Origin of the sequence: Microcoleus sp. C2D2 (assembly GCF_036702495.1) — a bacterium.
Lineage (GTDB): Bacteria > Cyanobacteriota > Cyanobacteriia > Cyanobacteriales > Microcoleaceae > Microcoleus.
The window spans coordinates 28,302-41,072 of the sequence record NZ_JAUBTO010000010.1 but is presented as its reverse complement, the minus strand read 5'-3'; the positions used below and the strand labels follow the sequence as shown (position 1 = coordinate 41,072).

Annotated in this window: 14 protein-coding genes; 8 read left to right on the top strand and 6 right to left on the bottom strand. The window is 44.5% G+C overall.

Translation table 11 applies throughout. The annotated features are described in order from the left end of the window. The first annotated feature begins 245 nt into the window (after positions 1-245). Positions 246-476: a hypothetical protein gene (locus tag QUB61_RS05720; protein WP_333124960.1), complete on the top strand. Its 231-nt coding sequence runs from the start codon at positions 246-248 to the stop codon at positions 474-476. Positions 477-496: 20 nt separating this feature from the next. Next, complete coding sequence (locus QUB61_RS05715) at positions 497-649, top strand: hypothetical protein (RefSeq protein ID WP_333124793.1); 153 nt, start codon at positions 497-499, stop codon at positions 647-649. 102 nt (positions 650-751) lie between these two features. Here QUB61_RS05715 and QUB61_RS05710 read toward each other — a convergent pair whose 3' ends face one another. After that, on the bottom strand, positions 752-1,354 hold the full coding sequence (locus QUB61_RS05710; protein WP_333124790.1) for a superoxide dismutase: 603 nt from the start codon (positions 1,352-1,354) through the stop codon (positions 752-754). A 381-nt stretch (positions 1,355-1,735) separates the two neighbouring features. On the opposite strand from QUB61_RS05710, the gene QUB61_RS05705 reads away from it, so the two are divergent. Further along, positions 1,736-2,221 (top strand): phosphate-starvation-inducible PsiE family protein, encoded by a 486-nt coding sequence (locus QUB61_RS05705; protein WP_333124787.1) that lies wholly within the window; start codon positions 1,736-1,738, stop codon positions 2,219-2,221. Between the two features lie 263 nt (positions 2,222-2,484). Here the strand turns inward: QUB61_RS05705 and QUB61_RS05700 are convergent, their stop codons facing one another. Beyond that, positions 2,485-3,036 carry a peroxiredoxin gene (locus QUB61_RS05700; RefSeq protein ID WP_333124785.1) on the bottom strand — a complete coding sequence of 184 codons (552 nt, stop codon included), beginning with the start codon at positions 3,034-3,036 and terminating at the stop codon, positions 2,485-2,487. Between the two features lie 114 nt (positions 3,037-3,150). Here QUB61_RS05700 and QUB61_RS05695 point away from each other — a divergent pair, with 114 nt between their 5' ends. After that, positions 3,151-4,488 (top strand): peptidylprolyl isomerase, encoded by a 1,338-nt coding sequence (locus QUB61_RS05695; protein ID WP_333124781.1) that lies wholly within the window; start codon positions 3,151-3,153, stop codon positions 4,486-4,488. A gap of 109 nt (positions 4,489-4,597) precedes the next feature. Here the strand turns inward: QUB61_RS05695 and QUB61_RS05690 are convergent, their stop codons facing one another. Continuing rightward, a complete protein-coding gene (locus tag QUB61_RS05690; RefSeq protein ID WP_333124778.1) occupies positions 4,598-5,311 on the bottom strand; it encodes a tetratricopeptide repeat protein in 714 nt (237 codons plus the stop codon). Between the two features lie 599 nt (positions 5,312-5,910). On the opposite strand from QUB61_RS05690, the gene QUB61_RS05685 reads away from it, so the two are divergent. From QUB61_RS05685 to QUB61_RS05675, 3 genes are all read left to right on the top strand, one after another. Further along, positions 5,911-6,624: a pentapeptide repeat-containing protein gene (locus QUB61_RS05685; protein ID WP_333124775.1), complete on the top strand. Its 714-nt coding sequence runs from the start codon at positions 5,911-5,913 to the stop codon at positions 6,622-6,624. Between the two features lie 522 nt (positions 6,625-7,146). Further along, a complete protein-coding gene (locus tag QUB61_RS05680) occupies positions 7,147-7,878 on the top strand; it encodes a cytochrome c biogenesis protein CcdA (RefSeq protein ID WP_445300186.1) in 732 nt (243 codons plus the stop codon). A gap of 256 nt (positions 7,879-8,134) precedes the next feature. After that, a complete protein-coding gene (locus QUB61_RS05675; RefSeq protein ID WP_333124773.1) occupies positions 8,135-9,547 on the top strand; it encodes a cytochrome c biogenesis protein in 1,413 nt (470 codons plus the stop codon). Positions 9,548-9,660: 113 nt separating this feature from the next. Here the strand turns inward: QUB61_RS05675 and QUB61_RS05670 are convergent, their stop codons facing one another. Both QUB61_RS05670 and queF read right to left on the bottom strand, forming a co-directional pair. Continuing rightward, positions 9,661-10,890, bottom strand: a complete 1,230-nt coding sequence (locus tag QUB61_RS05670) for a DUF4365 domain-containing protein (protein ID WP_333124770.1) — start codon at positions 10,888-10,890, stop codon at positions 9,661-9,663. 186 nt (positions 10,891-11,076) lie between these two features. Beyond that, positions 11,077-11,496 carry a preQ(1) synthase gene (gene queF, locus QUB61_RS05665; protein ID WP_333124768.1) on the bottom strand — a complete coding sequence of 140 codons (420 nt, stop codon included), beginning with the start codon at positions 11,494-11,496 and terminating at the stop codon, positions 11,077-11,079. 144 nt (positions 11,497-11,640) lie between these two features. On the opposite strand from queF, the gene QUB61_RS05660 reads away from it, so the two are divergent. Further along, positions 11,641-12,246 carry a hypothetical protein gene (locus QUB61_RS05660; protein WP_333124765.1) on the top strand — a complete coding sequence of 202 codons (606 nt, stop codon included), beginning with the start codon at positions 11,641-11,643 and terminating at the stop codon, positions 12,244-12,246. 84 nt (positions 12,247-12,330) lie between these two features. Here the strand turns inward: QUB61_RS05660 and speD are convergent, their stop codons facing one another. Then, on the bottom strand, positions 12,331-12,753 hold the full coding sequence (gene speD, locus QUB61_RS05655) for an adenosylmethionine decarboxylase (RefSeq protein WP_006633984.1): 423 nt from the start codon (positions 12,751-12,753) through the stop codon (positions 12,331-12,333). Positions 12,754-12,771: the final 18 nt, after the last annotated feature.

The following is a 12,771-nucleotide window of genomic DNA, read 5'->3' as shown; positions in this document are numbered from 1 at the left end:
ACAGTCTGTGACTGGGTTTGACGTTAAGTTGACACCAATGGGGTTAGGCATCCTGCCCGCCATTGACAGGCTTTTGAGGAGAAATCTATTGCACCGCGCCGATTAAACTCAAGTTAACACTCGATCGACCGCTGCTCAACCCTCAAAGCTACAGTTCGACAACCCGACTTAAAATAAATCTTTGGAGGAATGGGGAACCAGAGCATATTCTCGCGCCGATCTGCTACGGTTTTGATATTCAGCAGGTGATGGGGTGTCACGCTGACAGAAATGGAATTATCGCCCCAGCTACCACAACCGAGGTTGACCGCCATCACCACCCGATCGATATTTTGGGCGATGCTATTGGCGATCGTCAAGACCCGGAAACCCCAGAACACCGGATTTGGGCAGTAGCGCGTCTGAGCAAACTCCACGGCACAAACGAAGCCGAATTTGCCCCATCGTTAGCGATAGCTATCATCCGCGCGGTTTAGGAACAGAATTATTGAGGCGGATGCTGCAAATTTGTCAGGAAGAGAAATTAGAGGCGATCGTTGGCTACATTGTCAATAGCAACTACAAGATGCACAGCGTCTGTCAAAAACTAGGATTTGAACTCCAATCAGACCGAGGCGAAGGAATGTTGAAAGCGGTTTTTGTTTGCTAATAGCAAGTTTGGTTAAATAATTCTCATTCATCACAACTAAAATCCTCACTACAAACTTTATAGGTTTGTAGTGAGGACTTTAGTCCTCAAACTAAGATGCTACTAAGCCGCAGCCAAATTTGCTGCTGCGAAATCCCAGTTAGCCAAATTATCCAAGAAATTAGTAATGTAGTCGGGGCGGCGGTTTTGGAAATCCAAATAATAAGCGTGTTCCCACACATCCAAAGTCAGCAACGGAGTTTGGCCGTGTGCTATCGGGGTGTCAGCGTTAGCTGTTTTGGTAACTTTCAAAGTGCCGTTGTCTAAAACTAGCCAAGCCCAGCCACTACCGAACTGAGTTGTCGCAGCAGTCTTGAATTCTTCTTTGAATTTGTCGAAGCTGCCGAAGTCGGCGTTGATTTTCTCAGCTAAAGCTCCTGTCGGAGCGCCACCGCCGCCCGGTGCGAGGGAATTCCAGAAAAAATTGTGGTTCCAAACTTGACCTGCATTGTTGAAAATGCCGGCTTTGGATGGATCTTTCGAGGATTCCTTGACAATTTCTTCAAGGGATTTGCTGGCAAGTTCGGTACCTTCAATCAGTTTATTCAGATTGGTCACGTAAGCAGCGTGGTGCTTGTCGTGGTGGAACGAAAACGTGTCGGCCGACATATGACCTGACTCCAGGGCGTCAGGGGCGAAGGGTAATGGTGCGAGTTCAAATGCCATTGTGTTCAATCCTCTCTGGATTACTTTTGGTTTTTGGGTTAACTTTCCGGCTTTTGTATGATTAAAGCCGAGATTCGCTAGCTTGAGTTTATCAAGCTGTGGTAAATAATTCTTTACAAGTTTTATATTTTATAGCAGTTGCGGCATTTCAGCATTCAGACTTCTATTTTTTAGATATCAAAGCTACTTATTGCAGGCTTCAGCTAGCATAAACTATCACTAAATGTCAAGCCACCTGGGAGGCAAATAAAAGTGTGTGTGAAATTGTCAACCGATCGAAATTTTATGAGACTGATAAAGAGATTAAACCTGTAAATTGTCAAAGATTAACCTAAGTTCAATTAAGCTGTAAGAAAGTCAAACAAGTTGCAGGAGCTGTCAATGGAAAAGCCTTTAAACAACTCGTCGAGTAACCCCCCTCAATGGTTTAATCTGCAATTAATCGTCACCGCTCTGGAAACAGTCCAAGACTTAATTGTAATTTCCCTATGTATTGGTTTGTTTTGTTTCATGGTGCTAGAACTGCGAGAAATGTTCTTCTCGCTGCTACCTCCTTTGAATTTCAAGCAAGTCACTGCCGATATTTTATTTCTATTAGTTTTAGTGGAATTATTTCGGTTGCTAATTATTTACTTGCAAGAAAAAAGAGTTTCGATCGGCGTAGCTGTGGAAGTTTGTATTGTATCAGTTTTGCGAGAAGTCATAGTGCGGGGAGTGCTGGAAACTCCCTGGGTTCAAATATTATCAACAGGCGTATTTTTGCTAGTTTTGGGAGTGTTGTTGGTAGTCCGAGTTTGGTTGCCGCCAACCTTCGAGGGAATTGACCCGGAACGCCGCCTTGCTAGCAGAAATAGAAAATTTTCCTAGCCTGAATCTTCTTCCGATCCTGTTGCAGTCAATAGCAAGTTTAATTCTCACCCTCGATTTGAGATTTTAGATAAAACTCGGCGGTAGGAACAGATCCTACACAAACTTTCGTCCTAGCTCTTAGAAACTAAAGAATAAAGAGGGTATTAAAGCCGGATTGGGTATTACCAGACATCTTCGTAAAATAACCCTGATAACGTTTGTAGTGAGTACGACCGTCCTCACTACAAACCTATTTGATTGAGGTTATGCGATCGCACCTATTACCCGTTAGCCTGCAATTCCTGCAACCGGGCAAACACTTCTTTAGAATGAATCGCCGGATTCACCTTCACAAAAGTTTCCCGCAAAACGCCTTCAGGGTCAATAATAAAACTGTGTCGCGCCGAGATAAAACTCATCCAAGAACCGTAAGCTTTACTCACTTTACCGTCAGTATCAGCTAACAGCGGAAACTTCAAACCTTCGGACTCGCAAAATTCCGCGTGGGAGTTGACATCATCAGCGCTAATGCCGATAATTTGAGTATTCTTTGCCAAGTATTTCGGCAAGTCTTGCTGAAATCGACGGGCTTCGATCGTACATCCCGAGGTCAAGTCTTTCGGATAAAAATAGACTACCAGCCACTTACCGCGAAAATCGGACAGAGACACTTGTCCGTCGCCGCTGTTTGTCGGCAAACTAAAATCCGGTGCGGCTTGATTCACCTGCGGAAGCTTGCCGCCGAGGGCAAATGCAGGTGCGGCAAAATTGAAACTTAGAAAAGCTAGACAAATTGCCAATAAAGTGCTAAGCAACTGGCGGCGCGAGATCATAAATTTAGAAGTATAACTCTACGTAACACAAGTGTACAGTTTTCTGATTAAATGGGTAGGGGCAATTTGTGGATTGTTCCTAAAACCAAAATATCACTCACTCAAATAGCATCTATGAGCGCTGCACTCCCGTTACAAGGCAAAGCTATAGTGGTTCAGGTAATTAACGGTCTACCCGTTACGATCGAAGTCGATGGCACTAATGCGCCTATTACCGCTGGCAATTTTGTTGACTTAGTTGAACGCGGCGTTTACGACGGGGTGATGTTTCACCGAGTTGTGCGCGAGCCCGATCCTTTTGTGGTGCAAGGAGGCGATCCGCGCAGCAGAGATACGACAATTCCCGCAAGTCAATTGGGAACGGGTAATTTTATTGACCCGGATACCAATCAGGGCCGTTTTATTCCTTTGGAAATTAAGCCGCAAGGGGCCGCGGAACCAGTTTACAACCAAGTTGTAACCCAGACGCCGCAGTTGCAGCACAATCGCGGGGCCGTGGCAATGGCTCGTTCTAATGCTTTGAATTCGGCTTCTTCGCAGTTTTATTTTGCTTTAGACGAATTGCCGTTTTTAAACGGCAATTATGCTGTTTTTGGCAACGTAATTCAAGGTTTTGAAACGGTGAATGCGGTGCAAGAGGGCGATCGCATTTCGACCGCAAAAGTCGTTCAAGGTATTGTCCCCAGCCGGGTTTCTAGCATAGTTAGCGATGTTAATGCGCTCAACGCTTTAATCAATGCTACCAATTTCGTAAATCTATCTTTGGGATCGCTCAGATTGCCAAACACCCCCAATAACTATCAAGTTACTTCCCAAGACTCTCAGCAAAATCCCAGCGGTGTAGTGGCAGGTAGCAGCAACGATGGGATCGTCGGTTCACCGACGGATGATGCAATTAATGGCAGCCAAGGCAACGATACCCTCTCGGGGGAAGCGGGGGACGACTTTCTCAGAGGCGGCAAAGGTAACGACTCTATTAGCGGAGGTGTTGGCGACGATATTATCAACGGAAATCTCGGCGACGATACTATAAATGACGATGTTGGTAACGACTTTTTGCGAGGCGGCCCAGGAAACGATATTTTAACCGGCGGCGATGGTAACGATTTTTTGGTTGGCGATACTGGCAGCGATACTCTCACTGGTGGCGCAGGTGCAGATGCTTTTGTTCCGAGCACAGGCGAAAATCTGGCTTTGGAGGCGGCGAGCGATATAATTGTTGATTTTAGGCCGTCCGAGGGCGATCGCCTTGGCTTAACCAGCAATTTATCCAACACCTCCTTCACCCAATCAGGCAGCAACACACTCATTCAATTTGGAGGAGTGACTTTGGCTGTCGTTCAAAATGCCGCCCCTGCTGCTGTTCAAAATGCTGCTTTTGCAATTAACTCTCCCGGTCCTTTCCTTGTCGATAACTTGCCCTCCGGAGACGCCGCCTTTAGAGTTGGCTAACTTTAACAAGACTCACGCAATAATTATAGGGGTAGGGTGCTATTCGGTGCACCTTACCTGATTATCAATGGCCCATTCCCTATTCCCTATTCTCTATTGCCAAATTCAACTAATACCATAGCTGTCTAATTTTAGAAACCGCTTCTCGATAACAATCTATTTGCCCCTGCAGCTTAAAAAGCCCTGCCGCCTTCTGAAAATCCTCAAATGCTCCCTGAACCTCTCTCAATTTATATCTAATCACTCCTCGGTTGAAGTAAGCTTTAGCAAAATCGCGATCGAGGCGAATTGCTGACTCAAAGTCAGCGAGTGCTGCCAGGGAATTTTCCATTTGCAGGCGGATAGAACCTCGGTTAAAGTAAGCTTGGGCTAAATTGGGGTTGAGCAGCAGTGCCGAGTTGTAATCCGCGATCGCCGCAGTATAATGTTTTAAACGAGTCAGCATAAACCCCCGATTGCTGTAATACTTGGCTCGGTAAGGATTGAGTTCGATGGCCGTAGTTAAATCTTCGAGCGCCGATTGTTTGTAGCCTAATTTGTAGCGGGCCACACCGCGATCGTTGTAAGCTGGCGCGAATTGCGGATTAATGTTAATTGTGGCAGTAAAATTGTTAATCGCACCGTGCAAGTCTTGTTGTTCGAGATTTTTTAAACCCTGAGTGTAAAATTTTTGGGTCCTAGCTTTTAAATTTGCCTGTTGTCGGGATTCAGCTTGCTCGCCCGAAAATACTTTGCCTACAATATTAGGGAATCTCAAAGATTCGATCGAATTGAAAATAGTTGTGACAACTAATTGGCTGGGGAGAAGGGGAATAGTAGGCATGGGAGAAGTGGTACTCAACTGTATGCTGTTATCTTCCTCTATACTTCAAGCTATTGACGGTGATATCCGTACTCTCAGGAATGTGATAAGTTTGATGAGATTTGGTGATACTGTGGCCTTGACTTGTGTGATGAAAGTTGGGCTTAGTTAGTGAGGGCGATCGCAACAATTAAGAAAAATTGCGCCTACAACCAGCTAAATATAAGGTTTTCAGGCTATGTGGGGGGTTTCTTCCGAACCATATTGATAAGTTCCTACCGGGATTGTTTGGAGGTAAGCCCTGCGGCATCGTCAGCAACTGCCCGCCCCCAGTGTTACGCGGTAGAGATATTAGGGATATTGCACAGGCTGGAGGGTAGATCGAACTTGTGGCCCTCTTCCGGTTTTAAGGAAAAATCTTAGTTTGGGGCGAGGCATCTGTGAAGCAACCGGGTTTCGAGCTCACAGCGCGTCTAAGACTGCCCGAGTTAAGTTGGTGCCTGCGCCAACCCCCGATGAACATTTAACTAATATTTTTAAGTGAAATTGCGGAGGAAAGTTGCAGGTTGTTTGCTATGCTTTGATTATACATCAAAAATCTATTGTGCAAATTAGTGTCAATGAAAAGAGTTCTGACATTGAAAACTTTCTTCGCGGCAGTGTTGGCGATCGTCCTGTTCGCTCTCTACTTAACTCCTCCTGTAATGGCAGCGAATACGGAGGATTTGAATCAGCTCTTAAAAGATAATTGGTGCGTCAGCTTTCTGTGGAAGCAGTGCGATTTGATCGCTGTCGATTTGCGGGGAGCTAATCTCCAAGAAGCCAATTTGAGCGGCGCTAAATTGTCCGGCGCGAATTTGTCTGGTGCTAATTTAAAAAATGCTGACCTTTCTGACGCCGACCTCAGCGGCGCTAATTTAGCAAATGCTGATATTTTGGGCACGGATCTCAGTCGAGCCAATTTGACCGAAGCTAATTTCAAGTCCACGAGATTGTGGGATGCTAATCTGACTTTGGCAAATCTGAGTCGCGCCAATTTACAAGATGCTAATTTGTTAGATTCTCGACTTTGGGGAAGCAATCTCGCCCAAGCTAATTTAACTGATGCGACGCTGCACGGTGCTGACTTGCAATATGCTAATTTGGCGCACACTAATTTGACAGGTGCTGACTTGCAAAGCTTCTTTTTCAGAGGTTCCAAACAAGTCACAAATTTGAGCAACGCTAATTTAGAAGGCGCTATTTTAACGGGAGCAAATCTCAGAGGTGCAGTGCTGACAGGGGCAATAATGCCAGACGGCTCAATTAATGAAGAAATTGGCTTTAACTTTTAAATTAAAGTTAAATTCAATTCTGTCTGAATTAATGTCACTAACAGGCTTTCGGGCCAGTTTCGCAATCAATGAATTATCTGGTGTAATAGGCTCCGCCCGTTGCAAACAGCTTGTGGAAGATTTTGTCAAGATATCAATTTAAACCGGGGTGCCATCTACCTTTAAACTCCCAACCAGTCAATCTCGCTAAAATATTAAATCTCAAACCTAACCTGCGCGAATCTGTTACAATTTTCAACATACCCAGAACAGCACTGAGCCTGAACTCACTGGCTACCGAGATACAAGCGCCCGACTCCTCTCGTGAAGAGCAAAAAAATTAGATATTTAGTTTAAGCTGCCAGATTCATCTGTAGAGTCAATTCTTTAATCTAAAATCGACGGTGGAGAGCAAAAAAAATAGATATTTAGTTTAAACTCCCAGATTACTCCGTGTAGTCAATTCTAAAATCTAAAATCTCCAATCGACTGTGGAGTCAATCTAAAATCTAAAATCTAAAATCTAAAATCTAAAATCGACTGATGGAAACCCTGCAAACCAAACTTTACGAACTCGCACAATTTGCTAATAATTTAGTAAATACTCAACTGACACACCTCAGTTTAGTCAGCGTCGGAGTCATCTTTCTGGCAGGGTTGCTAACGAGCTTAACGCCCTGTATGCTTTCAATGTTGCCGATCACGATCGGCTACATCGGCGGATACGAAGCAAAAAGCCGCCTGCAAGCCGCCGCCCAGTCGGCGTGGTTTTCCCTGGGATTGGCGACAACCCTTGCGGGTTTAGGTATTGTAGCATCATTTGCCGGACAAGTTTACGGCAAAATTGGGCTGGGTTTGCCGATTGTTGTCAGCATTATTGCTATTCTAATGGGGCTGAATTTACTCGAAGCTTTACCCTTGCAAATGCCCTCTTTCGACTCTGTGGGGTGGGTTCCGAAAGATGTGCCTGCAGGGGTGCGATCGTACTTATTGGGCTTAACTTTTGGTTTAGTAGCGTCTCCGTGCAGCACGCCGGTTTTAGCTACACTCTTAGCTTGGGTTTCCAAAACGGGAGATACAGTTTTAGGTGGTGTGTTGCTGCTGTTTTACGCTGCTGGGTACGTCGCTCCGCTAATAATAGCAGGTACTTTTACTGCCAGCATTAAAAAGTTGTTAGAATTGCGCCGGTGGTCGAGTTGGATTACGCCTGTTAGTGGCGTTTTGCTAGTAGGATTTGGCGTTTTATCCCTGATTTCCCGGATACTTCCCGCGTAAGTTTCGTTGTCAGGACTTCAGTCCTTATTTAGAGATATAGCAATTACTACTGAATGCGTGAATTAAGTTTTTTTACGAACCGCGAAGACGCGAAGAACACGAAGGAAGAAAGAAAAGAGAAAGACTTCAAAATTGATTTAGACTTACTCTAAAAAATAATAATATTTTCTTCATCTTTTGTTGTTCCCTCCTCTTTCTTCCTTCTTCCTTCTTCCTTCTTCCTTCTTCCTTCTTCCTTCTTTCTTCATAATTACCAATGACATCAAAAGACTTATTTCTCTCAAAACTCTCAAGCTGGGCGACTGCCCCTCAAAGGTTTTTCAAGCGAGAAATCTTGCCGATGCTAGCAGATTTGCGGCTGGCAATTATCTTGCTGCTGGCGATCGCATTTTTCAGCATTTCCGGCACTGTTATCGAACAAGGCCAATCAGTACCCTTTTACCAATCTAACTATCCAGAACACCCGGCTTTGTTCGGCTTCTTAACTTGGAAAGTTGTGATAATTGCAGGACTAGACCACGTATACCGCACTTGGTGGTTTTTGTCAATCCTAATTTTGTTCGGCAGCAGCTTAACAGCTTGTACATTTACCCGACAATTTCCCGCATTAAAAGCCGCGCGCCGCTGGAAATTTTATGAAGAACCAAAGCAGTTTGAAAAATTAGCTCTCAGTGCGGAATTAGAAACAGTTGGTTTAACTTCGTTAGAACAACTTTTGCAGCAAAAAAACTACCGCATATTTCGAGAAGGAGAAAAAGTTTATGCTCGCAAGGGAATAATTGGCAAAATCGGCCCGATTATTGTTCACGCCAGTATGCTAATTATTTTAGCTGGATCGATGTGGGGCGCGATGACGGGGTTTCTCGCTCAAGAAATTGTTCCCAGCGGCGAAACATTTCAGGTGCAGAATATCCTGGATGCGGGGCCTTGGGCCCGGCCGCAAATACCGAAGGATTGGTCGATGCGAGTTAATCGGTTCTGGATCGATTATAGTCCGAGCGGGGCGATCGACCAATTTTACTCTGACCTGTCAGTTTTGGACAAAACAGGCCAAGAGGTCGATCGCAAAACCATTCACGTTAACGAGCCCCTCAGATACCGGGGAGTCACTTTTTATCAAGCCGATTGGGCAATAGCCGCCGTGCGAGTTCGCCTCAACAAAAGCCCGGTTTTACAATTGCCCATGGCTTTGTTAGACACTCAAGGTAAAGGCAGAATTTGGGGATCTTGGATTCCGACAAAACCCGATTTGAGTGCAGGAGTTTCTCTGCTAGCAAAAGACTTGCAAGGCACGATGTTAGTGTACGGTACCGATGGCAAATTGTTAACTACAGTTCGCGCCGGCACAGCGGTTGAAGTTAACGGAGTGATGCTGGCAATTGACGAAGTTGTAGGCAGTACGGGATTGCAAATTAAAGCCGATCCGGGTATTCCGATCGTTTATACTGGCTTCGGGTTGCTGATGCTCAGCGTGCTGATGAGCTATCTGTCTCACTCGCAAATTTGGGCTTTGGAAACAGACGGCAAACTATACGTCGGCGGGCGCACGAATCGCGCTCAGGTGATTTTTGAAAGAGAAGTTGTGGAGATTCTGGACAAGTTGGCAGAATCGAAAACAGCACAGGAAAAAAGTGCGATTACTGAGACTTCTTTAGCTAATCAAAACTAATGATAGGGTGGGCAATGCCCACCTTACAAATTATGCTACTGAGAAAGGCTATATAGTGAAATTATGACACACCGATCGCCGATGCGTAGCTTTGTGTTATGCATCCTACAAGACTAATTTATTTTTTCTAACTCGAAATCGAATTTCTGTAACTCTTTATGATAATCCCTCAAATACATCGGCACTATGTATTTTCTCGCTGCTTTGTCCCAAGTTTTTAAGCCACGATCGGAAAATGGTAAAACAAGGTTATGGGTAATTGCTGCCAAGTTTTGAAATTGCTGACTCAGATCTCTACATTCTATAGGTGCTGAACCTATATCAGTTGCCTCAAAATAAAGTTTTGTGACTTGTGACTCAAAACTTGACATCAAACTCATGTATCTTGCCTCATCTATTTCTCCTGAGTTATATTGATTGATTACATTTTCGATCTGAGTGACAATCTCCCTAATTGGATCTGCAAGTTTCATCATTAAATCTAAGAAATTTTCCTTCGGTAACTCATACAATCTGCTTATCCTAGATCTTTCTTGACAGTCTTCATTCCATTTTACAACTATATCTCCATCAATTGTTTCTCCATCTAGCTGTATGGGGGCAGGAGATAATTTTTTACTAATCCATTGAGTCATGCAAATCCAATTTGCTCTGTGGCAATCTTCTGGCGACAAATACAAATAAATCCAGATTACATGAGCTTCTGTGTTGCGCCATCTTTCTTCACGTTGTTTGTTTATATAATATTCTCTGTTTTTTAATTTATTAGTAAGGTCTTTGATAACTTGAATAATATCATCCTTCGTGAATTCTCGGTTCAAAAGTATGTGCGCAGCATATCTTTTTGCTTGGCCATGACTCTTATCCTGTAAAGATAATTCCGTATATTCACGAGGAGAAATTATTTTTTGGCTCAACTTTTTGAGTTGTTCGAGAGCCTGAAAGTTGACTTTTCGATCCAGCGGTATTAATAATTTCCACCCTTGTTTAGTTCTTTGAACAGTATTATTGTTGACAGCTTGCCAATAGGCAGTCCTCTCACTGTGTTTATACAAGACAACAATCACAGGTAGAGAGTGATTTTGCCAATATTCTAAATGCTCGTTATTGCCACGAAAAATGATATTATTCCCATTCTTTTCTTTAAACCAGCTATCTCCTGATTTGATTTGCAAGGCAATTAGCTTTCCTGTTGCTTGCTCTTTTTCAATAAATTCAACATGGGCATCGATACCATAATCTTCTATCGGTTGTTCGCGAAAAATACAGCCTAAGTCTTCAAAAATTAGTTGTGTGCCAGCTATACCAATTCTTCCAGTTCTAGAGCTTAGAGGAGATTGCATTGTTCTAACTTTAAATCGCTTCTACAATACTTATTTTAGCCCGCTCGGATGATATGGTGGGCAAGTGACACGCTCTAGCTCAACTTAATTCTCTCAAAGCTAACGCTGCCCACCCTACGATAACGAACAAAAAACCCGGTTTCTGTGAGTGAGGTTAAAAATTCTAATTTGATAGGGCTATACCTGCTACTGCTGGTGCCGCACCTCAATCACCGTGTGCACGTTCCCCCGCGGCGAAAAATCGCCCTTAATCGTCGCTTCTAGGGGCGCGCAAGCCGCCACAAAATCGTCTAAAATTTGATTGATCGATTCTTCGTGAGAAATGTAGCGATCGCGATAACTGTTAATATACAGTTTGAGCGCCTTCAACTCTACCACCCGCTCGTCGGGTACGTAAGTAACGTGAATTGTCGCAAAATCCGGATAGCCAGAAAACGGACACTTGCAAGTAAACTCCGGCAAAGTAATGTTAATCGAGTAGCGCCGCCCGACTCGCGGATTTGGGAAAGTAATTAACTCCCCCTCCAAAATCTGGCGTTCGCCGTATTTCATTTCCTCGGTGCTTGAGTTTTGGGACATAGTTTCTTCGGCTGCGTAGTTGTTCATAGCGATCGACAAAAAAGTTGTAACATTTAATTAAATTTACTATAAATATCTGTAACAAATATCTTGACAAATTGTGTTGCGATCGATCTAATTGCAAATACTCTCAGGCTAAACTAAAAAAGTTCACCCTCGCCATCTACAATTATGCAAAATACTACCTTACCTGACAATACTTCCCCTGAAAACTCAAATACTTACTCTCCATCGGTACCGATTTCTCTCTATCGAGAAGTCACGGCCGAGCTGCAAGCAGCCCAAGCGATGCTCGACTCCCTCAAAACCCACAATCAGCAATTAGTCCAACAAAATCAACAACTGCGGCGAGAAGTAGAAACAGTAGTTCAAGTATCGCAACAGCTACAGCAAGTAGTCAACTCGGCTCAGAGCGTCACCCAGACAGGGATGCCTCAAATGCCGTCAGTCAAATTCAATTTCAGTGTGGAACCGGAGTCCCCAGCACCTGCAACCTCACAGACTAACTCTGCCTTACCTCAAGCACCCCCCGCCCCTCAGACAGTAGCCTTCCCTTTCCCCCTACCGGAACCGGAGCCAACAGCCGCCTCGATGCCGCAGCCACTTCCAGAACAATTATTTACAGAGGTGCCGGAAATTCCTTACCGTTTGCGTTCTAAACCCAAAAAAGCCTCAGACTTAAGCGGATTGTGGTTGGCCATCGCGATTTTTCTGATTGTCATTGCAGCTTTCGGCGCAGGTTATTTAGTTGTCCGCCCTTTATTAATGAAAAAGTAAATTCCAACAAGAATCCCACGGTTCGAGCCGTGGGATTTTAAACAAAACCTAGCATAAAATGTTCAAAGTTACGCTAATTGGCCATCATCCTCTGGCGGCACTCGTTTCTACTGAACGAGGCGCATACTGCTCTTCACAAGCAGAACCTACGATGCCCACCCCTGGCTCGAAACCGCGCGTGAACTCAGTGAGTTTTACCTGTTTAGCTTCCAAAGCTGTCTGTAGCACCTTCATGGCTCGGTGAGGGTCGCCGGCTCCGCAGAAAAATAAGTCTGCGGCAAAATAACCGTGTTCAGGCCAAGTATGGATTGCTATATGAGACTCGGCCAAAGTAGCAGTAGCCGTCACTCCGTGAGGACTAAACTGGTGTACGCACAAATCGATGAGAGTAGCTCCTCCGGCTTCGATCGCATCGAGTATGGCGCGGCGGATACGTTCAGGATCGTTGAGCAGGTCTCCAGGAGACTGCCAAGCATCAGCGACCAGATGGGTTCCCAATTGTTTCATTCTGCGGGGTTTTACCTC